This window comes from Anaerotruncus colihominis, from assembly GCF_010206195.1.
Taxonomy (GTDB): domain Bacteria; phylum Bacillota; class Clostridia; order Oscillospirales; family Ruminococcaceae; genus Anaerotruncus; species Anaerotruncus colihominis_A.
In genome coordinates, this window is record NZ_VIQT01000016.1 from 1 (window position 1) to 26,587 (window position 26,587).

A 26,587-nucleotide genomic window follows, 5' to 3' on the forward strand; every position below is an offset into this window, starting at 1 on the left:
GGATAATTTTACCGAAAAGGATATCGGAGAACTGGCTAAGGCTCTCGGGTGTTCTGTTGAGATTCGCTTCACTTTGCCTGATGGAGAGGAACTATAAAAAAGCCCCAGACGCCTGAACGTCCGGGTCGGTGGAGACTGGCTCATTTTTTAGTATGTAGGGGTTGCCGGTTCGTCTCTTGCTCCTGGCCTCGTTATTCGGCTCGCGAACAATGAGATCTGATAGCTCGCAACCAAGCGCTTCGCAGATCAAGTCGAGATGTTCAAGGCTGACCCGTTCGGCAAACTCATGATAGAGTTCTCCAATCGTGTTGGGTCTGATTCCGGTAGCCCTTGCAAGATCTGCCTGCGTCCACCTCTGCTCGCCAAGCCGCGTGGACAGTAAAATCCTGATCATAGCCAAGCGTCTTTTTATTTGATTCTAACAATTATTTTAGAATCTTTCGGGATTTTAGTATAAAATAAAAATTTTCACTAAAGTATTTTATGTAAAAAGTCTATTATACAGTGAAAATCTGTATAATAGACTTTTGGCTTTTTAAATTTTAGGTGGATAAACCAAAACGAACACCCCGCCAAGCATATAAATGGCTGGCATTGTGTTCGTCTGGTTTTCTTTTGGTGGAATTAAAAATACAAAATCCGAACCCGTTGGGTTCGGATTTTGACTGTTTGGTGGAGACGAAGGGGATCGAACCCTCTACCTCTTGAATGCCATTCAAGCGCTCTCCCAGGTGAGCTACGCCCCCATATGGTGACCCATCGGAGATTCGAACTCCGGACACCTTGATTAAAAGTCAAGTGCTCTGCCAACTGAGCTAATGGGTCGCCCCGGCAGTCGACCAGCACGTTGTCTGTACGACGCTTAATTATTATAGCAGGAGGATAGAGGCTTGTCAACTATTTCCGGGGAATTTTTTAGGATTTTTTACGGCGTCCACAGTAAATTTGAAAAACCAGATATCGGACACTTGCAAGCTGGGGTATCTGTCTATGGGCAGATACATGCAAAAGGGATAGGATGGATTAGAGGCGATTTGAAAGATTAAAATTTCCGTCTTTTTCTACCAACAGGGGCGGATGCTGCGTTAAAAAGCCTAGAAATCCGAAAGGGTTCCTGCGTTTTTTGCCTTGCATTCTCCGGCTGTTTACAAAAAATCTGGCAATCCCTCTATTTCCAAACAAGCTCTAAGACAACTGGTTAAATTTTCAAAACATGTGGTGACAAAATATAGCAGATGCGGTAAAATGAATTTATTCGGAGAGGGGGAACAGCTAGATGGAAGAAGCCGGAGCGAGATCCGTAACAACGCTGCGCGGCGTTGGAGAGCAGCGCGCCCAGGCGCTTGCAAGGCTTGGAATTGTGACAGCAGAGGATTTGTTACTACATTATCCGCGCGCCTATATCGACTTGACAGCCCCGTGCGAGGTGATGAGCGCGCCATTGGATCAGGTCTGCGCGGTGCGTGCCACAGTTATAAAAAAGGGACGTGAAACACGTCTGCGTGGTGGATTGTGCCTATACAAGGTGATGGTCGCGGATGATTCCGGCGTGCTGGAGCTGACCTTTTTCAATACAAAGTTTACGGTTGACGCCTTAAAAATAGACGAGCCTTATTTGTTTTACGGACGGATGGAAGGGACGCTTCTGCGCCGTGAGATGCGTGCGCCTGCTGTTTATCCCGAGCGGGCTGATCAGCCGTTTATCGCAGTCTATCCATTGACCGAAGGATTGACGCAAAAGGCGTTTGCCAACCTTGTCGGACAAGCGCTTGTGCGCGCTCCCGTACTGCCGGAACGGATTCCGGAGACAGTGCGTGTGAGAAACGGTTTGGAAGGGATCGGACGAGCAGTGCGTGATATTCATCGCCCAAGCGATACGGCGGCCCTGGAACGGGCCAGACAGCGGCTGATTTTTGAAGAATTATTTATGCTCGCGGCCGGCGTGGGCTTGTTGCGCACACGTGCGCGCGCGCAACAAGCCACGCCCATGCAACCGCATTCGCTGGAGGCGTTTTATACGGCGCTGCCTTTCGAATTGACAGGGGCGCAGCGCCGTGCAATCGCTGATCTGACAGGCGATCTGCAAAAGCCGACGCCAGCTAACCGCTTGGTACAGGGCGATGTCGGCTCGGGTAAGACAATGGTCGCGGCGGCAGGCGCATATTTTGCATTTTTGTCGGGTGCACAGTCGGCTATGATGGCGCCGACAGAACTGTTGGCACGTCAGCATTATGAGGGTCTGAAACCGCTTTGTGAAAAGCTGGGAATGAAAACAACCCTCCTGGTCGGCTCATTGACGCCAGCGCAGAAACGCGCTGTACACAATGCGCTGGAAGCTGGAGAAATCGACCTGTGCTTTGGCACGCACGCGCTGATTTCGCAGGGTGTTCATTTTATGAATCTTGGCCTTGTGATCACAGACGAGCAGCACTGCTTTGGAGTGGCGCAGCGCGCCAAGCTGCGCCGCAAGGGACGCTGCGCGCATACGCTTGTGATGTCCGCGACGCCGATCCCGCGCACGCTGGCCCTGATGATTTACGGCGAGCTGGATATTTCTGTGATCGATGAGCTTCCGCCGGGACGCAGCCCGGTTCTGACGTATAAGATCAGCTCCGGCAAACGGGAGCGGGCGTTTGCATTTATCCGAAAACATCTTGACCGCGGCTTGCAGGCATATATTGTATGTCCGCGTGTTGAAGCCGGGGAGGAGGATATGGGCCTACGCGCGGCCACAGAATATATGATGGATTTGTCGGGCGGTGCGTTTACCGGTTATACAGTTGGCCTGCTGCATGGGCGGATGAAAGCGTCTGAAAAGGAACGTGTTATGGCGTCGTTCCAGCGCGGTGAAATCCAGCTTCTTGTCTCAACAACGGTCGTGGAGGTGGGCGTCGATGTGCCAAACGCGGTTATTATGATGATCGAAAATGCGGAGCGTTTTGGATTAAGCCAACTGCACCAGCTGCGCGGCCGTGTAGGGCGCGGAAAGGAACAGTCTTATTGTATCCTGTTGTCCGACAGCCGCAGCGAGGAGACAATCGAACGTTTGAAGATGATGTGCAAGACATCGGATGGTTTTGCGATTGCTGAATATGATTTGAAAACACGCGGGCCGGGCAATTTTCTGGGGCAGGAGCAGCATGGCCTGCCGCGCTTGCGCATCGCGGACCTTGTCACGGATGCGGACGCCGTTACACAGGCGCGGGAGGCCGCGGAGTATGTACTCGCCGCTGACCCGGCGCTGGACGCGCCGGAACATGCCGCGCTGCGCGCGGCTGTCGAGCGCATGATGGACTCAGTCGGAGGACGCCCGAATTGAAAAAGGCCGGTCCACAAAAGTACGCTTTTGTGGACCGGCCCTTTTTTTCAGGATGCGCCATGGTTTCATTGCACAACAGACAAAACTTTTTTCACACTGCGCCGGACCTTCTGTTTGCGGCGCAGCCGATTAAAGTTTTTCGCCGAAGCCTTTTTTCAAAAAGGCTGGAAAGTTTTTCGCCGAAGCCTTTTTTCAAAAAGGCTGGAAAGTTTTTCGCCGAAGCCTTTTTTCAAAAAGGCTGGAAAGTTTTTCGCCGAAGCCTTTTTTCAAAAAGGCTGGAAAGTTTTTCGCCGAAGCCTTTTTTCAAAAAGGCTGGAAAGTTTTTCGCTGAAGCCTTTTTTTCAAAAAGGCTGGAAGGCAGGAATGTCTCAGGCGTGTTTGGAGCGGTAAATATCGTAAGCGTCGCGCGCGATCATAAGCTCCTCGTTGGTCGGAATGACCCAGATTTTCACACGGCTGTCCGGAGCGGACAGGTCGGTTTCAGCGCCGGTGCAGACAGCGTTTTTCGCCTCGTCAAGCTTGATGCCAAAGAAATCCATGTTCTTGCAGACGCCCGCGCGCACGTCGGCGGAATGCTCGCCGATGCCGCCGGTAAATATCAGCGCGTCAATGCCGTTCATCGCGGCTGTATAGGAGCCGATGAACTTCTGAATCTGATAGGCGCGCATCTCCAGCGCGAGCGCGGCGCGTTCATTCCCGCCGCGTGCTGCTTGCTGGATGTCGCGGTCGTCGCTCGATACGCCAGAAATGCCGAGCATACCGGACTTTTTATTGATAATGTTATGTACTTCGTCAAGCGTCATATTTTCCTTGCGAGCGATTGGCTGGAGAAGCGACGGATCGATGTCACCGGTGCGCGTACCCATCATCAGGCCGGCCAGCGCCGTGTACCCCATCGACGTATCAACCGATTTACCGCCGTCGATTGCGCAAATAGATGAGCCGTTGCCGAGATGGCAGGTGACGATTTTCAGCTCCTCCGGCTTTTTGCCGAGCAGCTTGGCAAGGCGCAACGAAACATAGCGGTGGCTGGTGCCGTGATAACCATAGCGGCGCATTCCGTACTTTTCATAGTATTCATAGGGGATAGCGTACATATATGCTTTTTTCGGCATAGTCAAATGGAAGGAGTTGTCGTAAACGGCAACCTGCACCTTGCCGGCGAAGGTCTGCTCGCACGCATGTACGCCTGTCACCATCGCGGGAAGATGCAGCGGGAACATGTCACGGGTCGATTCAATGTCCTTCATAACCTCGGGGGTGATCTCGTTGGACATGGACAGGCTCAGCGCCAGACGGTGCCCGACGGCAACGATGTCGTCCATGCTTTCGATAACCTTTGTTTCACCGTTCATGAGCAGCTCAACCACGTGATCGAGCGCGGCCTTATGTGTGGGCAGATCAATATTGATCACCTTTTTTTGGCCGTCCCCGTATTTGTAGGTGATGATACCGCCGGTGATGCCGATGCGCTCACAGTTACCCGATGCGACCACGCTTTCATTTTCCATATTGATGAGCTGGTATTTGAGGGTCGAGCTGCCTGCGTTGACTACGAATACATTATCCATCCCATATGGCTCCTTTTCTTTTTTTGCGGTTTACAAAATGTTTACTGTGAATAAAAAATTACCAACTGTATGTATCCGGTGCATCAAACGCGCCGGATAATGCCCATTGGAGTTTGCTCGCTGCACTGGCCGAGCGGATTGTCCTTGAGAATCTTGCATAACAGTTCGCGATCCATCCGTTTGTCGGAGGTGCCAAGGATTTGCCCCTCAAGATCATTGATATCAGTGACAGCGACCTGCGTACCGCCCAACCGCTGTGAAATATCGGACGCGACGCCATCGGGGCGGTCGGGGCCGAGCACAACATAGTGGTTATAGGGCGGCAGTGTGAATTCGCACGGGCCGTCGATGCTGCGCGCGCGATATCCGGCGATGTTGTAAAACCAGCCCCGGATACCAAACAGCTTTCCGACAGCCGAGACGGCGGCGGCGAACAAAATGCGGATAGTACCGCATTCACGCAGGGCACATTCCATTGTTTCAGGCATGGCAAGCCCAATGCCGTATGGCGTGCGCAAAACGAATTTGCTTAAAAACCGCGCGAGCGGGCGCGGGTGGATGTCCTCCAGGGGAATGGCGCGCCGCTGTGTGCAGGCGACCGCCTTTTCTGTGATGAATACAATATCGCCATCCTGAACAAGCGGGGCGGCGTATTTTTCCACAACGTCGACGATGTTGTCCTTGTCGGTGATGACATGTGTTTTGATGCACAGGCGGCGGTACTGGACGCCGTCGACCTCGATGGTTTCATTCTTTTCCGGATTGACGACATACCCTCCGGGGCTTTCTGTCTGCTGCGCAGCGTCCGGTGCGGCGGTTTCCTGTGTGTCCGGCCCGGCAGCGGCCGCATCGGCTGTGGGCGCCGCTGGTGTTTCGTTTACAGCTTGTACGTCGTTTGTTTCGTTCGGCATGTTTTACAATCCCTACCTTTATAAACTTCGTCGATGAGACATGTTGATCAAAATGGATTCAGGCCGTTTTGGGAGCAGTCTTTTTCTATTGTGCAATCTCCCTCCAAAATTATACAACTTTTTACTTCCCCCGTCAAAGGGAAATACGTGCCGCGCCGTCTGATCAGACGGTTTTTCCGGCCGCGCCCGCACGGTCGCGCTGGACACACCAGGCCGTGATGGTCACAATGACGACTGCGCCTCCAATGAGGGCGAATAGGCCGGGCCGTTCACCTGTAAAGAGGAATACCCATACAGGGTTTAAAAGCGGCTCGAGCGCGCCGATCAATGAGCAGACAAGAGGCGGACAGTCTTTGACTGCGATGCCGTAGAGAACATAGGGGATACCAAGCTGAACGATGCCAAGCGCGAGAATACTCAGGACCGCTGGCGTTGAAACGGGCGTATCAAACAGGAACATGCAGGGAACACCGACAGCCGCCGTGAACAAATGGCCGATCAGGATGCCGTTCATGCGGCTTTCCTCGTCGGCGCGGCCTGTGGCAATATACATGACCGCCATGGAAAGCCCCGCGCCGATGGCGACGATATTGCCAAGCAGGCTGCCGGGCGAGAGCTGGTCAAGGAAAAACAACGCAATACCGCACATGGTGAGCAGCACAGCGGCAACGTCGGCACGGGCGAACCGCTGGCGAAATACAAGCGCCGACAGAATGAGTATGAACACAGGCGCGGTGAACTGGAGCACAATCGCGTTTGCGGCGGTGGTCAGCTTGTTGGCGGAGACGAACGCCAAAAAAGTCAGCGCAAGAAAGACGCCGCACACAAGCGACGTGCGGTTCACACGCACGCGCAGCCGCGCCGCGCGCATATAGACGACGACGCACCCCGCTGAAATCAGGCTGCGCCATCCGGCGATAACCAGCGCGTTCCAGGGGATCAGCTTGATAAAAATACCGGCGATGCTCCATAGCGTGGAGCAGATGACCATCAAAAGGATAGCTCGTTTTTGGGCAGCTTGCTGCAAGTAAAATCACTCCGTCTTTGGTATACTTTGAGCCGTTGACAAAGTCGCCCCACCCAGGGGCTGTTTGAAAATCAAAATTCCCGTCTTTTTCCGCAAACAGTGGCGGACGCCATGTTAAAAAGCCTGGGGATCCGAAAGGATTCCTGCGTTTTTTTGTTTTATCCGCCGAAAAAACCGCTCTCGTTTTCGGCACAGCTTGGTTTGTCAACAATCCCATTTTTTGGCACAGCGGCATTGTGCCGGGATAATATTCCATATAGTAACGCAAAAAAGCAAAAATTACAAGTCCGCCGAGGAAAAATAGGCTTTATTCTGCGGGAAAAAAGTGTATAATAAAATATATGTGATCAAGAGCTTGTTTGAAGGGAAGGGGTAAGCCCTTTCCATTTGAAACAAGCTCCATGGCCGGGTGCGGACGGCCAACGCTATTTTGAAAACCGGAAATGCCCGATCATAGAAAGAAACGGGGCTTTCGATTTTCAAGCCGCCGCTAATATTGTATTTTGAGGAGCGCCTGATGGTATTCGCCAATTTACTGTTTATCTACCTGTTTCTGCCACTCAACCTGATCCTTTACTTTCTCTCAAAGCGCATTGTTTATCGCAATCTTGTGTTGGTGGCCTTCTCCTTTGTCTTTTACGCCTGGGGGGAGCCGGTCTGGTTTATGCTGCTGTTGACATCGGCGGCGTTTGACTATATGCACGGTCGGCTCATCGACCGTTTCCGCGGGACATGGATGGCCAAGGCGGCTGTGGCGTCGTCGCTGGCGCTGAACCTGTTGCTGCTGGGCAGCTTCAAATACAGCGGATTCATTGTGCGGACGGTCAACGATCTGCTGGGCACATCCTTTGGCGTGCCAGCTTTCGCACTGCCGATCGGTATCTCCTTTTATACCTTTCAGACGATTTCCTATGTGGTCGATGTTTACCGCGGCGATACCGAAGCGCAGTCAAATCCGGTTTACTATCTGTTATATTTATCCATGTATCACCAGCTTGTAGCGGGCCCGGTTGTGCGCTACGCCGATGTTGCACGCGAAATCCGCAGCCGCACTGTGGACGCGGCCGGCTTTTCGGAGGGATTGACGCGCTTTGTGTTCGGGCTTGCAAAAAAAGTGCTCGTTGCCAACGCGGCCGGCAGCCTCGCCGACACCTATATGGCGGCCGCGCCGGCGAACCTTTCGGTTGGCGCGGCATGGTTTGGCGCGGCGCTGTTTACCCTACAGATTTATTATGATTTTTCGGGCTATTCCGATATGGCCATCGGCCTTGGACGTATGTTCGGCTTTCACTATAAGGAAAACTTCAATTATCCATATATCGCGCGCTCCGTGGCCGAATTCTGGCGGCGCTGGCATATTTCGCTGTCCAGCTTTTTTCGCGACTATGTCTATATCCCGCTCGGCGGAAACCAGAGCCATCCCTACCGCAATCTGTTTATCGTGTGGTTTTTAACCGGGCTGTGGCACGGGGCCTCCTGGAATTTTATTCTCTGGGGACTGTTTTACGGCGTGTTCATCATGCTGGAACGCGCTTTTCTGGGGGAATGGTTGCGGCGTATTCCGGCGGCGTTCAGCCATGTTTACCTGTTGTTTTTAACGCTTATCGGCTGGGTTGTTTTTTACTTTACTGATCTCGATCAGCTCGGCGGATATCTGCGGGCCATGTTTGGGCTGGCCGGCAACCGCCTGTGGGACAGCGGCACGCAAATTACGCTGCTCAACAACATCTTTTGGTTCCTGTTGGCCGCGGTATTCTGCATTCCGATTATCAAGTGGATTCGCCAGTTTCTCTCCGACCGCCTGTCTCCGGAAAAGGCCGCCGTGCTGCTTGGACTTCAGCCGCTTTTGAATCTGGTCTTGCTGCTGGTCAGTACAGCGCAGCTGGTTGGCCAAAGTTACAATCCGTTTTTGTACTATCGTTTCTGATTGATCGCCCTGGAGGAGCTTGAAATGAAATACAATCTGTATAAATTGACAAAACATTATCGGTATCAATATCGCTACAGCCCCGCGGATAAGCTGGATGTAGCCCGTGCGCCCGATCCTGGAGAGGAGCGGACGGATTATTATGAGCGCCTGCGCCGCAAATTTACCCCGGAGCAGCTGCGGCGTCTCGGCTGGATCAATATTGCTGTGATCGGCTGCGCGCTGGCCCTGTTTTTTCTCGCTTCTCTTTTCCTGGAAAAGCCTGTCCGTTCAGTGATTGAAAAGCGTGACCTCGCGCGATTTCCGGCTGTTTCGGCCAAGGCGCTTTTTTCCGGCGGCTTAACGCGCGATGTTGAAACCTGGTATGCGGACACATTTCCGCTGCGCGACGCGTTTGTCGGCTTGTCGGCTGTTGTGGACGAATCACGCGGCGTGCGCTTTGACGATGTGCGTATCGTCGCCCCATCCGGCGGTGAGACGCAGGATATTCCGCCCGACGCTTCGACCGGCGCCCCGGTGCCGCCGGCGCAGCCGCGTGACGGCCAACAGAATGCGGCTGTTTCCAGTGACGACGCTTCGTCCGGCCGGGATGAGCAGTCGGAGCCGTTTGTGCCGCAGGTCGACCCGAATCACGATCATGCGGTGATCGACGACGGTATGGGGCCGGGCGCGATCAACAACGGCACGTTTGTGTATAAGGGGATGGCTATGTCGCTGTTCGGAGGCCTGCGTGAGAACGGCGCATGGTACGCCGAGACGATCAACAAGTATCACAGTGAGCTGCCCGGCGTGCGCATCTATGATATGGTGATCCCAACGGCGATCGAATTTTATGTGCCGGACAAATACCGCGAGCTTACCCAGTCGCAAAAGGATATGATCGATTATATCTATGGCCAGCTCGATCCGCAGATCAAGCGTGTGGATGCATATTCGCTGCTTCAAGAGCATTCTGATGAATATATCTATTTCCGCACGGACCATCATTGGACAGGGCTTGGGGCCTATTATGCATATGTCGCCTTCTGCGCGCAGGCCGGCGTCACACCGCTGCAAATCAGCGACTTTGAGACGCGGCGCCTCGATGATTTCATCGGCACCATGTACGCGCAGACACAGGATACGACCCTGCTCAAGCATCCGGATTATGTCGATTACTATATCTTTGACCAGTCCTATACAGCCCAGAGGTATGACCGTGGCGCGCCGTATACGCCGGTTAACTGGACGCTTTGGGGCGAATATGCAAAAAGCCCGAACAGCTATTCCGTATTCCTGCATGGCGATTTCCCGCTTGTCAAGGTGAAAACAGGCATCGGCAACGGCCGCAGGATCATGGTCGTTAAGGAGTCGTTCGGCAACGCATTCGCGCCGTTTTTGATCAATCATTATGATGAAGTATATATTGTCGATCAGCGTTACTTTGAGCTTGGCGCAATTGATTTTATCAAGCAAAACGGCATCAATGAGCTGATCTTCGCGAACAATTCGTTCGCGGCCTGCACGCCGTATCATATCCAGTGCATCGATAACATGCGTCACCAGGGCGTCTATGTCGCGCCGCCCGCACAGCCGCCGGAGACGCCGTCCGAGTCCATACCGGATGTGCAGGAACCTTCCACACAGCCGCCGGATGAGTCCTCTGTCCCGCAGACGCCGCCGGCTGTGCCGGAGGTGCCGTACATACCTCCACAAACATATGTGCCGCCGCAGGAGCCGGTTGCCTCCGAGCCGGAGACGGATTCGCAGGAGGACGAGCAGACGGATTCGCAGGAGGACGAGCAGACGGATTCGCAGAAGGATGAGCAGGCGGACGGGCAGGAGGACGAACTGTATGAGGAAATGGATGACATCGAACGGTCGCGCCGCCTGCGCGCCCGCAGTGAAAAATAAGGGAGATCCAGTGAAACGTCTGCGGCGCGTGTTATTGGCCGGCGTGCTGTGTGCATCGCAGCTTTGCGGCTGCTCCTCCGCACCTGCGCAGCCGTCGGGGCCTGGACAAACAACGCAAACGCTGCGCTTCATAGTTGGCGACGGCCTGGGCGCGGATATGCTCGCCGCGGCCGACGCTTTCGCCGACCGTGTGGCGCGTGTAAGCGGCGGCAGCCTGACGATCGATGTGCGCACAGGCCGCGCTGAATTCGGCGCTCTGGCACGCGGCGACGCAGAACTGATGTTGTTGCGCAATACGCAGCTGGCACGAACCAATTCGCTGTTTTCTATGTTTACGCTGCCGTTTTTATACGATGATAACCGTCATATGAGCCTTGCGCTGAACGCTCAGGATGTGCGCGCATATGTGAATGAAGCGATTGCTCCACAGGGCGTCAGCGTCCTGACGGCGCTTTATACAGGCGGACTCTTTTTTGTCAGCGATGCAAGCGAGATGCGAACTCCCGATGACTTCCGTGATCTTCCAATCGCCATGCGAACCGACAGCGCCGATAAATTAGCACTGCTCGGCGCGCTTGGCGCGCAGGTTGTGCCGTATTCAAGAAATGCGATCCCAGCAGCTTTCGACACGCAGACTCAATATTTGCCACCGGGTGGGCAGACAACGCCGCGGACGGTTACAATCGGTACGGTTGAACTGGAGGCGTCTCAGCTTGCGCAGATTGGCGCCGATCCAAACACCCTTTATCTGATCAAGTCGTTTCACACCTGTTCGCCGCTCTGGCTAACTGCGAATACAGGCGCTGTAAACCGTCTTGGAAGCTATGAGCAGGCCGTTTTGGCTGAAGCGTGCGCAGGCTTGCTCGCGGAACTGGAAGAGCGGTTTATTGCGGCGGAGCAGGCAGCCGTCGATGCGTCGGAGCGGGAAGGGATGCTGCTTGTTGAACCGGAGCGCGCGCAGATTGCCGCTGCGCTCTACGATGGCACAGCAGAACGCGCGGTAGCCCTGCCGGCATATTTTGACCGGCGGCTGTATGATTTGATCGAATCATACGCAACGCTTTCTTGAGATGATTTTTGAAGCTCCTGACAGCTGTTATTTGAGTCAACCGGCCATCCGCGCTAGGGACAACGTGGATGGCCAATTTTTTATAGATTGCTCCGCAATCTATAAAAAAAGGATCCGCCACTGGCGGATCCTTTTTTTATTCATCTTCATCACGGATGGTCAACCCGCTCGAGGGAGGGCGAATGCGGCGGCTGTCACTGCTGTCGCCCTGCTCATAATCCGGCTTGCCGGGATCAAAATCCTTATCCTTGTCGTCACGGCCCGGCCTGCCTCCAAGATCCTCGGCAATCGCTGCGTCGCAGGTGGTGCATACAGGCGGCACGTTCGATGTTTTATACCAGCCCACGGCAGTGGTAGGACAACTGCTGCCAGCCAGATCGCCGGAGGTGGTGCAGTAGGTCGCCTGCTGCACATCGCCCCAGACCGGCCACTGCTTTGGCTCAAGGCCCTCATGAAGCGGCCTCATCAGCGATTTGTAGAGAACCGGCGGCGGATAGGGGACGCCGACATACCGGATTCGTTCCGGCTCGTCGTAACCCATCCAGATCGCTGTGACATAGTATGGTGTGATCCCCATAAACCACTGATCCTTATCGTCGTCGGTCGTGCCTGTTTTGCCGGCGACCGGATAGCTGGCCTGATTAAACGGCGCAGCGCCGCCGGTCCCGTAAGGCCCGGTCGTAACGCGCTGCATCAGGCGGTTGACGATGGTGGCCGTTTCAGGCGAGATGACCCGGCGCGGCGTGGTGTCACGCGTGAGCAGCACATCGCCGTCAGCGTTAAGCACCTGCGTATAGGCATATGGTTGAGTGAAATAACCGCCGTTCGCATAAATCTGATAAGCACCCGCTATTTCGAGCGGGGTGACGCCGTTTGTCAGACCGCCGAGCGCCATCGGGAATACGTCGATATCCGAAGCGACGCCCCATGGCGTCACAAGACGGTCTACAAGCGAGGTCATGCCGAGTTTATCGTGCATGAAATCAAAAGCGATCTTCGGCGTAATCTGCTGGATGATCTTGACAGGGACCGTGTTGGTCGACCGCTGAATTGCCTCGTCAACTGTGATCGGGCCAAGATAGGACATATAGTGGTTAACGAGAATGTGCCCGCCGCCCAGGTCAATCGGACTGTCGTCAATTTTGGACGACCAGGTGTACATATCTGTTTCAATCGCCTGGAGATAAGCGGAGATCGGCTTGATCGCCGAACCGCACTGACGATACGCATCGGTCGCGCGGCTGTATTCGCGCATACCTTTCTTCTCGCCGATACCGCCGGCCAGCGCCAGAATTTTGCCGTTGGTATCAAGGATTACAGCGGCTGACTGTGGATATTCGCCCTGGTTTGTGACAGTCGGGAAATTTTTGACATCGCTGTAAAAATCCTCGACATAATTTTGCATATCAGTGTCGACTGTTGTATAGATCCTTAGTCCGCCGCTTGTAACCATCTGCTGCGCGACCTGGTAATCAAAGCCGTACTGTTCCATCAAATCCGAAATGACCTGTTCGATCACGTAATCGGTAAAATAGCTGTAAACCGGATTGACACGGTCAATAGCCGCCTGCGGCGTGAACACAAGCTTCTCCGCAACGGCGCCGTCATACTTCTGCTGCGTCAGATACCCCTGCTCAAACATCGCATACAGGATATCCTCCTGACGCTTTTTGTTGTTCTCAGGGTTGGTAAACGGGTTGTATGCGCCGGGTGCGTTTGTGATACCGATGATCGAAGCCGATTCCGCTACGGACAATTCGGAAACATCCTTGCCAAAATAGACGTTGGCGGCAGCCTGAACGCCATAGCAGCCGTTGTTGAAGTAAATTGTGTTGAGGTAAGCCTCCAGAATCTGTTCGCGGGAATAACGTTTGGAGAGGTTGAGCGCCCGGAAAATCTCGCGCACTTTGCGCTGCACGTTGACAGCGTCGTCGTCAGTGATATTTTTGATGAGCTGCTGCGTGATCGTCGAACCGCCCGCCTGAGTCGGATAAATGGGAACAAACATATTGACGAATGCGCCGAACGTGCGCTTCCAGTCAACGCCGTTGTGTTCCCAAAAGCGCTTGTCCTCGATCGCGACCGCCGCGTCAATCATGTGGCGGGGGATCTGATCGTAGTCGACCCAGATGCGGTTTTCAATGGTCTGAAGCCGCTGAAGCTCCACATAATCGCCTGTTTCAGGGTCGGTTTCCTCGGTATAAAGGATGGTGGTATAACGCATGTCAATGTTGTCAAGGCTGACCTGATCGTCCGAGTTGACATAACGCAGGATATAGACCGTCAGCACGCAGGCGATGATACAGCCTGTGATGATGCCCACCATAATCAGTGCGGCAATCACACGGCCGATATTGGCGAAGGTACCGCCAATGATCCGGCCGACGGAACGCTCTTTGCGTGAACTCAAATTAGAAGCCTCCTTTGCCTATCTAAACACCATGCTGGCCATTTTTTAGAATTACATAACTTATAGTATACCACATTTCCCGTGCAAAGTGTTACTGATTTTTAAACGAAAATATGCCCACAAATTCATGTGTGATTGGGACGTATATGCATATTTTACCTTAATAGTGCCAAAAATATTGTAAACGAATCCACGGCGAAAAAATTTTTTTGCCGCGGCGGCGCCAAACCGGCCGCAGCGGCCGCGCCGATTCTGACCGGAGGGACTCTTATGCGCAATGCAATTTTACTCACCCTGATCGGGGTGATCGCCGTATCACTGATCACCATCGGCGTGGTATACGCCCTGCCGCCGCAGACGCCTTCTGTAATGACGCCCTCAGGCGCGTCCGAGCAGGCCGTTTCAGAGGACCCGTCGAACTATCCGTATCTGCTGCGCGCCTATGAGGGCAAGCTGGCGGTTTTTACAGACGACCTCGTACAGCCGGAACTGGTGTTTGACGTGTATGTGCGCACACTGCCGGAGCTTGACCAGGAACAGCTTTCCCGCGGAATCCGTGTGAAAACGTACGATGAATTGACCTCCATGATCGAGGACTATATCAGTTAGAGCGTGTTGGCGCGCTTTGGGCGGCGTGTTACCATTTTGTAACGATTGCAAGGGTGTTTGTAACCGGATTGTAACTGTTTTGTAATCGAAAAGGGAAGAAATCGCGCCGCCGGTATTCTATAATATAAACATGGTCGGCTTTGGGGAAAGCCCTCCTGAAAAATCAGTTTTAAAGCGGGTCTGATCAACCCGGGTGTGCGCTCTCTTTCTCTCGGGAGGCTGTCGTTTGACAGCCTCTTTTTTCTCGTTTACGGACGGCTGCCCTGGAGATATTGCTGATAGATAATATAAAGCCCGTCAAGCGTCAGCGTGCGGTCGACGCATTTAAAAACGCCGGTTTCCGCCGCCAGCAGGCTTGCAAGGCCGCCCGTGGCGATCACCTGCGCGCTGCCGCCCAGCTCCTGCTTCATGGTATTTACAATGTTGAGCACTGCGCCCGCATATCCAAAAAAGGCGCCGGCCTGTAAGCTGGAAACCGTATTGCGCCCGATGACGCTGTCCTTGCGCACAAGCTCGACGCGGGGCAGCTTGGCTGTTTTATCAAACAGCGCGCCCATCGAGATCCGGATGCCGGGGAAGATCGCGCCGCCCAGATAAGCCCCGCTTTGATCGACGGCGTCAAACGTGGTGGCCGTGCCGAAATCGACAATGACAAGAGGCCCGCCATATTTATGATACCCGCCGATTGCGGCAACCAATCGGTCCGCGCCGACTTCTTTGGGCTGGTCATAGCGGTTTTCGATCGCCAGCGGCAGATTGTCGCCCACCACAAGCGGGGTTTTGTTGTAAAAATACTTTTTCACAGCGTTCACAATGGAATGCATGACCTGTGGGACGACAGAAGTGATCACGATATCCTTTACTGTGCGGCGGTCAAAATCGTTCTCGCGGAAAAATTGCGCTGTAAACAGTCCGACCTCGTCGGAGGTGATGTTGTGATTGGTCCCAAGCCGGAACGATCCAATGATATCCGGGCCTTTAAACAGACCGAATTCGATGTTGGTGTTGCCGATATCGATTGTAAGCAGCATTGCGCGACCTCCCGTAAGCTTGATAGCTGCAATCAGTATAAAGCCCGTCCGGCTGTTCGTCAACAAAAAAACGGAAAATCTTTGAAAAAATTTTTTGGAATCCATATGAAATCTATTGACGGACAAGCTGTTTAATGATATACTATTTAAGCGTCGTTAAGATCAAACGCTAGTATGGCTCAGTTGGTAGAGCAGCGCATTCGTAATGCGCAGGTCGTCGGTTCGAGTCCGACTACTAGCTCCAAACCCCATCCATTCGGGTGGGGTTTTTTGTTATCTTCTGCCGCGCGTCTCGTGTGCGTTGCGTCTCTGACCGGCCGGGGCGCCTGCTCGTGGCAATGATCACATGTGTGGATCAAAATATACCAAAATGGAGAATCGGAAGAGTTTAACTTTCCGGTTTTTACCGTAAAGATCGGTGCGGAAGAGGCGTGGATTTTGCATCAGGCGGCTTAGGGGCTGTTTGAAAAATCAAAATTACCGTCTTTTTCTACAAACAGCGGCGGACGCCGCGTTAAAAAGCCTCGGAATCCGGAAGGATTCCTGCTTTTTTTGCCTTGCGTTCTCCTGCCGCTTGCGAAAAATTCGGCAATTTCTCTATTTTCAAACAAGCCCTAAGAAAAATAAATTCTATATCGTTGAAAAAACAAGCCCGCGGTGTATCTCCCGATCTGCCGTGGGCTTGTTTTCTTTGAGGAAGCCGTGCGGTACGGGTGAGGCAAAAGGCTGACAAATGATTCGTTTGCCTTGCAAATAAGAATGATTTTACGCAATTGCAACCGTTTTATTATAAAGTGACATTGCACAAAAAATTCAAAAAACCTTGTGGATTGATACAAATTTATCAAATAGCCGTTGCAATGCTGCTGAAAACCAGTATAATTAGACCAGTTTATTGTACGGCCACTGAACTAACTAATGCAAAAGGGGGTATGGATCTTGAAAGTCCTGAGCCAGCAGCTCATCAAACAGACCAACCTCAAACAGATCTATACCCTGGTGGCCGACAACGAAGGGATCTCGCGCACCAACATTGCCTCGCTCACCCGGCTGAGCAAGACGACCGTTTCCACACTGGTGGAGGAATTGTTGGACGCGGGTTTCCTACTGGACGCAGGCGCCGCGCAAACCAGACGCCAGGGACGCAAACCCAACAGCCTGCGTGTGAACGACGAAGGCAATGTGGTGGCGGTGGTTAACTGGCTGCGGTCAAAGCTGCAGATTGCAAGCGTGGGCTTGGGCGGCACAGTCAAAAATTTCCGCGAAAAAATGTTTGACCCGGGCCAGGACTATGCGGCGCAGATCGCCGACGGCTACCGCGCCCTGTGTGCGGCTCTGTGTGCAGATGAGCACAAGCCGCGCGTGCTGGCTCTGTGTATCATCGTGCCCGGCATTATCGACCCCTGCCAGAAACGCGTGTTCTCCAGCGTGCTGCCGGTACAGGCGGGCGAGTGGGTGGTACGCCGCCTGCGCGCCGCCATCCCGAACGTGCCCATGGCCATGTTCAACGACACGGCCTGCTATGCATACGCGGAGATGAGCAAGGGCTTTCTGGATGACGAATCGTCTATTTTTGTCAACCTTTCCGGCGGGGTGGGCGCTGTGATGTTCTCCGGAGGCAAGATGCTGCGGGGCGCCAACGGTATGACCACCCAGTTCGGCCATTTTTCTGTGGTGCGGGACGGCGCGCTGTGCCGCTGCGGTAACCGCGGCTGCCTGGAGCGCCGCATCGGCGAAAGCGTGCTGGCTGAGCGCGCGCGGGAATTCATGACCGCCGGGGAGATTGAGGCGTTCGGCGCTTTCACCTACCAGACAGTGGGCAGGGCGGCCGATGAGGGCCAGCCGCAGGTTTGCCGCATGGCGGACTCCATGGCCGGGGATCTGGCTTTCGCGCTGAGCAATTTTATCACCTTGTATAATGTGCGCAAGTGCGTGATCGGCGGCGAGGCCCGTCTGCTGGGAAATTATTTCTTTGAGCGGCTGCAGGAGCACATCACCGCCTGCAGCTTCAGAGAGTTTGTCAGTTCCTGTGAACTGCAGTACAGCCGCCTGCCCAAGCACGCCCAGTTTGCCGGCGCGGCGCGGTATTTTATTGATGTGCATTACCGGTTTGAAGAAAACCTTACCGGAAAGCTATTCTTGCGATAAAGAAAGGAGAATGAAACAATGGAACTGTTGAGAGCGGGCGTCGTGGGGGTCGGCTTCATCGGCGCTGTCCACATCGAACAGCTGCGCCGCCTGGGAAATGTGGAGGTCGTAGCTATCACGGATTTTGATGGCGTCGAGGAAAAGGCCAAGTCCCTGTTCGTTCCTGGGGCCTATTCCGACTATAAAGCGATGATTGATAACGAGCGGCTGGACTGCGTGCACATCTGCACGCCCAACAACACCCATTTTGAGATTGCCATGTATGCCATGGAACACGGCGTGAACGTGGTATGCGAAAAGCCTATGACCTGTACCGTAGAGGAAGCTGAAAAGCTGACTGCCGCTGCCCGGGCGAAGGGCCTTGTCAACGCCATGAACTTCAACTGCCGTTTCTACCCTATGGCTTTCCAGATGCGCCAGATGGTGAAAAAAGGCCAAGTGGGCGATATCTACACCGTGCATGGGGGTTACCTACAGGACTGGCTGTTCCTGGACACCGACTACAGCTGGCGCCTGGAGCCCGAAGCCACTGGCGCTTCCCGCGCCTTCGCAGATATAGGCTCCCACTGGGTGGACCTGGTGGAGTACATCACTGGCCAGCGCGTCACTGAGGTACTGGCGGACTTTGCCATCTTCCACAAAACGCGCAAAAAGCCCCTGAAACCCATCGAGACATATTCCGGTATGGCCCTGCGGCCCGAAGATTACGCCGAGGTGCCTATCCAAACCGAGGACTGGGCTACCGTGCTGTTCCATTTCAAGAACGGCGGCCATGCCAGCTGTAACATCAGCCAGGTGTTTGCGGGGCGTAAAAACCAGATGGTGGTCTCCGTGGCTGGTTCCAAATGTTCCATGCACTGGGACTCCGAGAATTCAAACGCCCTGTGGATCGGCCGGCGCGAGCGCGATAACGGCGAGTTGGTGAAGGACCCTTCCATCCTGGACGACGGTACCCGTGGCGTCATCAGCTACCCAGGCGGCCATGTGGAGGGCTTCCCGGATACCTTCAAGCAGAATTTCAAAAAGATTTACGCAGCCATCGCCGGCGGAAAGCCGGAGGACTACGCCACCTTTGAGGACGGCAGGCGCGAGATGCTGCTGTGTGAAAAGATCGTACAGAGCGCCAAAGAGCGCCGCTGGGTCAGCATAGAGGATTGACCATAAAAATAAGGAGGAATGGCCCCGTGTTCAAGATCGGTACCCTGGCGGACTGGTTTGGTGTGGGGCTGCTGGACGGCATCCGTGCTTCCCAGCAGTGCGGCGCTTCGGGCGTACAGATCTATGCCTGGAACGAGCTGGACCCGCGCAAAGTCACAGCCGGTCAGATCGCCCAAATCAAAAGCACCGCCCGGGCCTGCGCCCAGGAGGTAACAGCCCTGTGCGGCGAACTGGGGGGCCACGGCTTTGAGATCGCCGCGGACAACCCGGAAAAAGTGGATTATTTGAAACGCACCGTGGACTTGGCTTTGGCGCTGGACTGTCGTGTGATCACCACCCACATCGGGCGTGTGCCCGAGGATAAAACAAGCGCGCGTTGGGCCAACATGCTGTCCGCCTGCTGCGAGGCGGGCGCCTATGCGGCGCAAAACGGCGTCACCATCGCCGTGGAGACGGGTCCCGAACCCATCCCCCGCCTGATAGATTTCCTTTCCGGCTGCAAAGCGGGTATAGGCGTCAATTACGACCCCGCCAATTTGGTGATGGTGACCAGAGACGACGAGGTGGAAGGTGTTTACACCGCGGGCAGCGCCATTGTGCACACCCATGCCAAGGACGGCCGCTGCAATTTCTACGCCGGCCCCGAGAAGGTATACGGTATCTTCGCTGAAGGCGGTATCGAGGCGCTGAACACTGTCAGCACCTATTTCAGCGATTTGCCTCTGGGCCAGGGCGAGGTTCGGTGGGATCCGTACCTCCAGGCCCTTGCTGATATCGGTTACAACGGTTATCTGACCATTGAGCGGGAAGTGGGCGGGAACGCCGGCGCAGATATCCGTCTGGCCGTCCGTTTCCTTAAAGAAAAATTGAATGAATTGGGCCTGTGATACGGCCCGCTGACCATTGAGAGGGAGGACTGTACATATGATGAACCTTGGCCTTGTCTCTGCTATTTTGCCCAACCAGACGTTTGAAGAAGTTATTGATTATGCTGCCGGCGTGGGCTTCGGCTGTGTGGAGGTATGCTGCTGGCCTGTGGGCAAAGCGCTGCGCCGTTACGCGGGCGTCACTCACATCGACATCAACTCCGTTACCAATGAAAAAATGCGCTATTATCCTGATTATGCTGCGGCCAAAGGCGTGGCGATCAGTTCGCTGGCGTACTATCCCAACCCCCTGGACGGCAACGCGGAAGCCGCCGGTGTGGCCGTGGACCACCTGATGAAGCTTATCGACGCGTCCGCTGCCATGGGCGTCAACATGGTCACCACCTTTATTGGCAAGGACAGGACAAAGTCCGTGGAGGAGAACCTGGAAAAATATGTTCAGGTGTGGACGCCCATTGTGAAGCACGCTGAAGAAAAGGGCGTGCGCATCGGCATTGAGAACTGTCCGATGTACTACACCAAAGACGAATGGCCCGGCGGCAACAATCTGGCCTCCACGCCGTACATCTGGCGCAGAATGTTCGAGCTGATTCCCTCGCCGAATCTGGGCCTCAACTTCGACCCCAGCCATCCCTATCTGCTGGGCGCCTCTTATATTAAGCCCCTGTATGAGTTCAGGGACCGCATCTTCCACGTCCACTTCAAAGATATCAAAATTTATCAGGACAAACTGGATGAGTACGGCCTCTTCTCCCATCCCGCGCTGTGGCACTCGCCCAAGCTGCCCGGCCTGGGCGGCGTGGATTTCGGCGCTTTCTGTTCGGCCCTCAACGACATCGGCTACGCCGGCCCCGCTTGCATCGAGGTGGAGGATCGCGCCTTTGAGGGAAGCCCTGCCGATGTGAAATCCGGCATCGAGCAGAGCTACCGCTACATGCGTCAGTTTGTGTGAACAGCGTGGGAGCGGATAAAATGAGGATCGGGATCATCGGAGCGGGCGGCATGGGCACCGTCCACTTCAACAATTACGCCCACATCGCAGGCTGCGAGGTGGCCGCCCTGTGCGACCCCTCGCCCCAGGCCCAAAAACTGGTGCAAGGCATGGACGTGCGCGTGTACGCCGACCCCGGCGAGATGCTGGCGCAGGAGCAACTGGACGTGGTGGATGTGTGCACGCCCACATTCCTGCACAAACAGCATGTCGCCCAGGCGCTGCAGAGCGGCCGTCATGTCATCTGTGAAAAGCCTCTGGCCCTGCACTACGCGGATGCCAGGACCCTGTACGATCTGGCTGAGCAAAAAGGCGTGCTGTTATTGGTGGGGCAGGTGCTGCAATACGCACCATCCTCCAGGGTGCTGAAAGATCTGGTGCGCACAAAGGAGTACGGCAGGCTGCTGGATGCGCAGTTTCTGCGCCTGTCGGCCTGTCCACGCTGGGTAAAGAATGGCTGGCTGTTTGATCGGGAGAAAAGCGGCCATATTCCCTTCGATTTGCATATCCATGATCTGGACCTGATCATCAGCATGCTGGGTAAACCGGATGAGGCGGCCTGTACCAGCGCCGGACGGCCGGGGCTGAGCTACAAAGAGCATTACCGCTTTTCCTACCGTTTTGGGGATACCACTGTGTGCGCCGAGGCTGCCTGGTACAACGCCGATATCCCCTTCACGGCCACCTGGCGCGCCTGCTTTGAGAACGCGGTGGTCATCCACGACGGCGAGCGGGTGACGGCCTACCAGTTCGACGCCCCGCCCCGGGCTTTTGACGTGGAGGAAAAAGTGAAGATCCCCACGGGCATCAACTTGCCGCCCACCGGCATGTTTCTTGAAGAACTCAGCGATTTTATACGTATTATCAGTGAAAACCCCGACGGCCTCCAGCCGCGCAAAGAGGAGATACTGGAGTTGGTGCGCATCCTTGAATCTTACACCGCCGATGCGTGATCCTTTATAAATTTACCGGAAAGGAGGCGGCTTTTATGATCGAAGTGAGCCATTTGGTCAAAGAGTACGGCGCCAAGCGCGCGCTGGACGATGTCAGCTTCACTGTGCCGAAGGGCCAGGTGCTGGGTTTGCTGGGCCTGAATGGCGCGGGTAAATCCACCGCCATGAACATCATCACCGGCTGCCTCGCCCCCACCAGCGGTACGGTGAAGATTGGCGGCGTCGATATGGAAAAGGATGCTGCTGCGGCCAAGAAAAAGGTCGGTTATCTGCCCGAGCTGCCGCCGCTGTATGTGGATATGACGGTGGGGGAGTTCCTCTCCTTTGTCTACGAACTGAAAAAGCTGAAGGGCGGCCGCAGAAAGGCCGTCGCTGACGCGTGCGAGAAGGCTGGCGTCGCCCATGTGACCCGCCGCGTCATCAAAAATCTGTCCAAAGGCTACCGCCAGCGCGTGGGGCTTGCCGCCGCCCTGCTGGGCGATCCGGAGACGCTTATCCTCGACGAACCCACCGTGGGGCTGGACCCCACACAGATTATTGAGATCCGCACGCTCATCTCCCGCCTGGGCGCCGAGCACACGGTCCTCCTTTCCTCCCACATCCTGACGGAGATCCAGGCGGTATGCGAACGGGTGATCGTGCTGAACCGCGGCGTGGTGGTGGCCGACGACGCCCCCGAACATCTGGAGCGGGCCATGCAGAATAAAAGCAGGATGTCTCTGCTGGTGGAGGGCCCGCCTGAGCAAACCCTCCGGGTGCTGACGGCCGCACCTTCCGTCGAGACGGCGGAGCGGATGGATCAGAAGGAACCCGGTGTGTGGGAGTACCGCGTGGCGGGCCGGGGCGGGGCCGATATCCGCCGGGACGTGTTCTTCGCTCTGGCGGATGCCAGGCTACCCCTGCTGGGCATCCGCAGCGCCGACATGACGCTGGAGGACGTGTTCCTACGGCTGGTGGATGAAGAACCGTGCAAGGATGGAGGGCCAAAGGCATGATTGCGATCTTCAAACGAGAACTGAACGCCTGTTTCGATATGCCGCCAGGCTATGTGTTTATTGCCGTGTACGATCTGTTCGCGGGCTATTTCTTTTTCAGTTTCAATCTGTACGGCAATTCCACGGACATGCGCGCCCTGTTCGAGATGATGTTTACTGTCACGCTGTTCCTCATCCCCATCCTGACCATGCGCCTCATGAGCGAGGATCGCCGCGCCCACACAGACCAGCTGCTGCTGATGGCCCCGGTATCAACCACGGGCATTGTAATGGGCAAGCTGCTGGCGGCGCTGCTGGTATATCTGGTGGCCATGGCGATTACCCTGGTACAGGCTTTCATGCTGTCTTGCTTCGCCCCGGTGGAATGGAGCGTGATCCTGGGGCATTTTATCGGCCTGTTTCTTTTGGGCGCGGCGCTCATCGCCGTAGGGCTGCTCATATCCACCCTGACGGAAAACCAGATCATTGCCGCAATCGGCGGGTTCTGCGTGGGCTTTTTTCTCATACTGCTGGACTCGCTGGCCGGCCTCATTAAGAACACGGTACTGGCAGGCTTCGTCACCGACCTGTCCTTCCAGACCCACTACCGGAATTTCACCCTGGGTATATTCAATCTGGCCGATGTGGTGTTTTACCTGAGTATGACCACCCTGTTTGTCTTTTTGACTGTGTGCGCCTTTGAAAAGCGCCGCATCGCATAGGGGGACGCCATGAAACACTTTTTTAATCGGCTGCTCAGCCGCAAAAACGGCATCAAAAGCGTATATGCTATCCTGGCCGCTGTGGGCTTTCTCATCGTGGTTGCACTCAACATTGTGATGGGCGCTTTGGCCGACCGGTATCCGCTGTCCATCGACCTGACAGGCGCCAGGCTGTTTGAACTGAGCAACGACACCGGGCAGTTCCTCCAGAGTCTGGACAGACAGGTCAGCATCCGGGTGCTGGCGCCTGAGGAGCGGTTTGTGAACACCTCTGTTTACAATGCCCAGGCCAATGAGATTATGCGCCAGTTCGCCAGGCGTGCAGACAAGATCGATATCGCTTATATTGATTATGAATCAGACCCCACCTTCGCCGCCCGCTATCCCGATTTGACCATGAAACAGGGCGACATCCTGGTGTCTGCGGATGGCAGGACCCGCCTGGTCAAAACCGAGGAACTGTTTAACTACACCCTCTCCCCATCCGGCGCCATCACCATCGCTTCCTCCCGGGCTGAGGAAGCTATCCTCAGCGCGGTGCTGTATGTCACCAGCGATTCCGTCCCCAAAGCGGTGGTGCTGACCGGACACGGAGAGACGCGCATGGCGGCCTTTGAGTCCCTGCTGCAAACCAACAATTACGACGTGGCCGAAGGAAACCTGTTGACGGGTCAACTGGATGAGGACACCGACTTGGTGCTGCTGGTGGCTCCCACCGCCGATCTGTCGGACGAGGAAATCGACCTGCTGGACAGCTTTCTGAAAAACGGCGGCGCCTACGGAAGAACGCTGTTCTATTGCGCCAGCCCCAGACAGGCCGCGCTGCCCAACCTGGAGGCGTTTTTGTCGGACTGGGGCGTGTACGCGGGCGATGGCCTGGTGTTTGAGACGGACGCGGCGCGTGTCTATTCCACCCAGCCGTTCTATGCCATTACCGATTATGCCAGCGAGACTTATGCTGAACTGGCGCCGGATTCAGGCGCCCCTATGCTGGTGCCTGTCAGCCGCCCGCTGGAGATTCTGTTCGCCCAGCAGGAGAACTACTACACCGAGACTCTGCTGCAATTCGGCGCCACCACCGGTGTGCGCCCCAGTGATGCGGATGAATCCTTCACTGCGGACGACGCCGTCCGGCATGGTCCCTTTCCGGCGCTGGTGCTGTGCAGCAGACAATTACGGGACAGGGGCAACGCCGGCGTGATACAGGCCCGCTCCAATGTGCTGGTGTCCGGATCGTCCGAGTTGCTACAGTCCTATGCGGTAGGAAATTCCTCTTTCGCCAACGGGCGCTACCTTATAAGTTTGCTGAACACCCTGTGTGAGAAAGAGGAGACTTTCGCAGTGACCTCTAAAACCATTGTGGGCAATACCCTTGATATCAACCAGAGCCAGGCCGACCGTCTGGGTTACCTGTTCGTCGCCGGCGTGCCGGCGGTGATCCTGCTGATGGGTGCGGGTGTGTGGCTATCCAGGAGGCACAAATAATGGCGAAACCGATCAAGATGCTCCTCGCCGCGCTGCTAATACTGGCGCTGCTGGGCGGGGCGGGCTGGTTCCTGCTGTCCCGCCCGCCGGTCCGAAATGGGACGGCTGGCGGCGGGAACGAAGTCCTGCACCTCGCGCAGAAAACACCCGAAGCCGTAGCCCGCGTGGACGTGGAGAATCAGCACGGTGCGTACACTGTCACCTGGCAGGATGGCGCCTGTACCGTGGCCGACCTGCCCGCCCATCTGGTGAACGGCGAATATGTGCAGATGCTGCGGGACGAGGCGTCGAGCGTGCAGTACACACGGAGCGTCACCGAGGACCTGTCCGGACTGGCCGACTACGGTCTGGACCAGCCCGAGGCCCGGGTGGATGTCACCTATACCGACGGTTCCTCTCTGCATCTGCTGTTGGGCGCCGAGGAACCCGTCGGCGGCGGCCGCTACCTGATGGAAGAGGGCGGCGCCGCAGTGCTGCTGATGAAGAACAACCGCTCCATCCGATTTACCATGCCGGTGGAAAAGTACCTCAATTACATCATCATCCCGCCCGAAAACACAGCCTCCGAGCTGGACGCCCTGCAGGACATCGCTTTCAGCGGCCGGGCGCTGGACAGCCCCATTGTCCTCAAAGCTGTGCTGCCCGAGCGGGCGGACATGCAGCTGACCGGCCTTAGTTTCGGTGCGGTCACCCATGTGGTGGTAGCGCCCGGACTGCATGAGGCGAACGCAACCACCCTGCTGGAAGTGGCCGAGGATTTGCTGGGCCTCATCTCTGAGGGAGTAGTGGATTACAACTGTACGAAAGAGGAACTGGCCGCCTACGGATTCGACGATCCGTATCTGTGCATTGAGTTTGATTACAAAAACGGCGCGGACGCCCCGGTGGAGCATTACAGGCTGCTGGTCAGCCAGTGGGAGGACGGATATATTGTCACCCTGAACGACGACGGCGTGGTATACCGCATTCTGGATCTGTCCTTTCTCCATGTGGAGTATCAGGATTTTGTGCTACGCTGGTTCCTCTCCCCCTTCATCTCGGATGTGCAGGCGGTGGAGGTGTCCGCCTTTGGACGTGATTACCGCTTCGAGGTGGAAGGCGATGCCAGAAACGTCGCCGCGTCTTATGAGGGCCAGCCGCTGGACAGCACCCGGTTCCGCGCTTTCTATAACCTGCTCGTATCAGCTGCCTGCGACGGGGCGGCGCTGGAAGAGGCGCCGCAGCTTTCCGGCGAAGCGGAGCTGACCATCCGCTATATATACCGCAACAGAGAAAAGGACGATGATGTACTAGCCCTGTATACGGCGCCCCGGCGGCGGTTGTATGTCCAGGTGAACGGCGTGTGCGAATTCACCATGCGTCAGAATTTCCTGCCTGTGGTGGAGGAAGCTTTGCAAGCGCTTACTACTGGCAGAACGTTCAAAACTGAATGGTAAAATGCAGTCAAATGCACGAAAATGATAAAAAATGTTGAAATTTATACAAATGATGAAGTAAAATGA

22 protein-coding genes and 3 tRNA genes are annotated in these 26,587 nt (G+C 55.4%); 17 read left to right on the forward strand and 8 right to left on the reverse strand.

The features are described 5' to 3' along the window. Positions 1-91 precede the first annotated feature (91 nt). The 3 genes from FMM72_RS11065 to FMM72_RS11075 form a co-directional block, all read right to left on the reverse strand. The gene (locus tag FMM72_RS11065; protein WP_162221456.1) at positions 92-394 is read right to left on the reverse strand and encodes a helix-turn-helix domain-containing protein; all 303 of its coding nucleotides are present in this window, start codon (positions 392-394) and stop codon (positions 92-94) included. Positions 395-670: 276 nt separating this feature from the next. Beyond that, positions 671-746, reverse strand: a tRNA-Ala gene (locus FMM72_RS11070). A 3-nt stretch (positions 747-749) separates the two neighbouring features. After that, positions 750-825 (reverse strand) — tRNA-Lys (locus FMM72_RS11075). A gap of 451 nt (positions 826-1,276) precedes the next feature. On the opposite strand from FMM72_RS11075, the gene recG reads away from it, so the two are divergent. Continuing rightward, positions 1,277-3,319: an ATP-dependent DNA helicase RecG gene (gene recG / locus FMM72_RS11080; protein WP_162221457.1), complete on the forward strand. Its 2,043-nt coding sequence runs from the start codon at positions 1,277-1,279 to the stop codon at positions 3,317-3,319. A 27-nt stretch (positions 3,320-3,346) separates the two neighbouring features. Beyond that, complete coding sequence (locus tag FMM72_RS11085) at positions 3,347-3,709, forward strand: hypothetical protein (protein ID WP_162221458.1); 363 nt, start codon at positions 3,347-3,349, stop codon at positions 3,707-3,709. Here the strand turns inward: FMM72_RS11085 and FMM72_RS11090 are convergent. From FMM72_RS11090 to FMM72_RS11100, 3 genes are all read right to left on the reverse strand, one after another. Next, entirely contained in the window at positions 3,688-4,890 is a 1,203-nt protein-coding gene (locus tag FMM72_RS11090; RefSeq protein WP_162221459.1) for an acetate/propionate family kinase, read from the reverse strand. The two genes, FMM72_RS11085 and FMM72_RS11090, sit on opposite strands and share 22 nt — an antisense overlap. Positions 4,891-4,973: 83 nt before the next feature. Beyond that, entirely contained in the window at positions 4,974-5,801 is an 828-nt protein-coding gene (locus FMM72_RS11095; protein WP_207710346.1) for a coenzyme F420-0:L-glutamate ligase, read from the reverse strand. Positions 5,802-5,964: 163 nt separating this feature from the next. Beyond that, positions 5,965-6,828 (reverse strand): DMT family transporter, encoded by an 864-nt coding sequence (locus FMM72_RS11100; protein WP_162221460.1) that lies wholly within the window; start codon positions 6,826-6,828, stop codon positions 5,965-5,967. 111 nt (positions 6,829-6,939) lie between these two features. On the opposite strand from FMM72_RS11100, the gene FMM72_RS11105 reads away from it, so the two are divergent. From FMM72_RS11105 to FMM72_RS11120, 4 genes are all read left to right on the forward strand, one after another. Further along, positions 6,940-7,161, forward strand: a complete 222-nt coding sequence (locus FMM72_RS11105) for a hypothetical protein (protein WP_162221461.1) — start codon at positions 6,940-6,942, stop codon at positions 7,159-7,161. 184 nt (positions 7,162-7,345) lie between these two features. After that, entirely contained in the window at positions 7,346-8,755 is a 1,410-nt protein-coding gene (locus FMM72_RS11110) for an MBOAT family O-acyltransferase (protein WP_162221462.1), read from the forward strand. A 24-nt stretch (positions 8,756-8,779) separates the two neighbouring features. Beyond that, positions 8,780-10,648, forward strand: a complete 1,869-nt coding sequence (locus FMM72_RS11115; RefSeq protein ID WP_162221463.1) for a DHHW family protein — start codon at positions 8,780-8,782, stop codon at positions 10,646-10,648. Then, entirely contained in the window at positions 10,590-11,717 is a 1,128-nt protein-coding gene (locus tag FMM72_RS11120) for a TRAP transporter substrate-binding protein (RefSeq protein WP_160210140.1), read from the forward strand. The genes FMM72_RS11115 and FMM72_RS11120 overlap by 59 nt, the downstream gene beginning before the upstream one ends. 136 nt (positions 11,718-11,853) lie before the next feature. Here the strand turns inward: FMM72_RS11120 and FMM72_RS11125 are convergent, their stop codons facing one another. After that, complete coding sequence (locus tag FMM72_RS11125; RefSeq protein WP_162221464.1) at positions 11,854-14,127, reverse strand: transglycosylase domain-containing protein; 2,274 nt, start codon at positions 14,125-14,127, stop codon at positions 11,854-11,856. 270 nt (positions 14,128-14,397) lie between these two features. Here FMM72_RS11125 and FMM72_RS11130 point away from each other — a divergent pair, with 270 nt between their 5' ends. Further along, positions 14,398-14,736 carry a BofC C-terminal domain-containing protein gene (locus FMM72_RS11130; protein ID WP_160210142.1) on the forward strand — a complete coding sequence of 113 codons (339 nt, stop codon included), beginning with the start codon at positions 14,398-14,400 and terminating at the stop codon, positions 14,734-14,736. 248 nt (positions 14,737-14,984) lie between these two features. Here the strand turns inward: FMM72_RS11130 and FMM72_RS11135 are convergent, their stop codons facing one another. Beyond that, complete coding sequence (locus FMM72_RS11135; protein WP_180322918.1) at positions 14,985-15,767, reverse strand: type III pantothenate kinase; 783 nt, start codon at positions 15,765-15,767, stop codon at positions 14,985-14,987. Positions 15,768-15,935: 168 nt separating this feature from the next. On the opposite strand from FMM72_RS11135, the gene FMM72_RS11140 reads away from it, so the two are divergent. The 10 genes from FMM72_RS11140 (at position 15,936) to FMM72_RS11185 (ending at position 26,521) form a co-directional block, all read left to right on the forward strand. Then, a tRNA-Thr gene (locus tag FMM72_RS11140) sits at positions 15,936-16,011 on the forward strand. A gap of 695 nt (positions 16,012-16,706) precedes the next feature. Then, positions 16,707-17,915, forward strand: a complete 1,209-nt coding sequence (locus FMM72_RS11145) for an ROK family transcriptional regulator (RefSeq protein ID WP_162221465.1) — start codon at positions 16,707-16,709, stop codon at positions 17,913-17,915. 18 nt (positions 17,916-17,933) lie between these two features. After that, a complete protein-coding gene (locus FMM72_RS11150; protein WP_160210145.1) occupies positions 17,934-19,073 on the forward strand; it encodes a Gfo/Idh/MocA family protein in 1,140 nt (379 codons plus the stop codon). 26 nt (positions 19,074-19,099) lie between these two features. After that, the gene (locus FMM72_RS11155) at positions 19,100-19,960 is read left to right on the forward strand and encodes a sugar phosphate isomerase/epimerase family protein (protein WP_162221466.1); all 861 of its coding nucleotides are present in this window, start codon (positions 19,100-19,102) and stop codon (positions 19,958-19,960) included. Positions 19,961-20,000: 40 nt separating this feature from the next. Continuing rightward, the gene (locus FMM72_RS11160) at positions 20,001-20,912 is read left to right on the forward strand and encodes a sugar phosphate isomerase/epimerase family protein (RefSeq protein WP_160210189.1); all 912 of its coding nucleotides are present in this window, start codon (positions 20,001-20,003) and stop codon (positions 20,910-20,912) included. A 20-nt stretch (positions 20,913-20,932) separates the two neighbouring features. After that, entirely contained in the window at positions 20,933-21,904 is a 972-nt protein-coding gene (locus tag FMM72_RS11165) for a Gfo/Idh/MocA family protein (protein WP_162221467.1), read from the forward strand. After that, the gene (locus FMM72_RS11170; protein WP_257431111.1) at positions 21,901-22,899 is read left to right on the forward strand and encodes an ABC transporter ATP-binding protein; all 999 of its coding nucleotides are present in this window, start codon (positions 21,901-21,903) and stop codon (positions 22,897-22,899) included. Before FMM72_RS11165 ends, FMM72_RS11170 begins: the two co-directional genes overlap by 4 nt. Next, positions 22,896-23,600: an ABC transporter permease subunit gene (locus FMM72_RS11175; RefSeq protein ID WP_162221468.1), complete on the forward strand. Its 705-nt coding sequence runs from the start codon at positions 22,896-22,898 to the stop codon at positions 23,598-23,600. Before FMM72_RS11170 ends, FMM72_RS11175 begins: the two co-directional genes overlap by 4 nt. A gap of 9 nt (positions 23,601-23,609) precedes the next feature. Next, a complete protein-coding gene (locus tag FMM72_RS11180) occupies positions 23,610-25,085 on the forward strand; it encodes a GldG family protein (protein WP_162221469.1) in 1,476 nt (491 codons plus the stop codon). Beyond that, entirely contained in the window at positions 25,085-26,521 is a 1,437-nt protein-coding gene (locus FMM72_RS11185) for a DUF4340 domain-containing protein (RefSeq protein WP_162221470.1), read from the forward strand. The genes FMM72_RS11180 and FMM72_RS11185 overlap by 1 nt, the downstream gene beginning before the upstream one ends. Positions 26,522-26,587 lie beyond the last annotated feature (66 nt).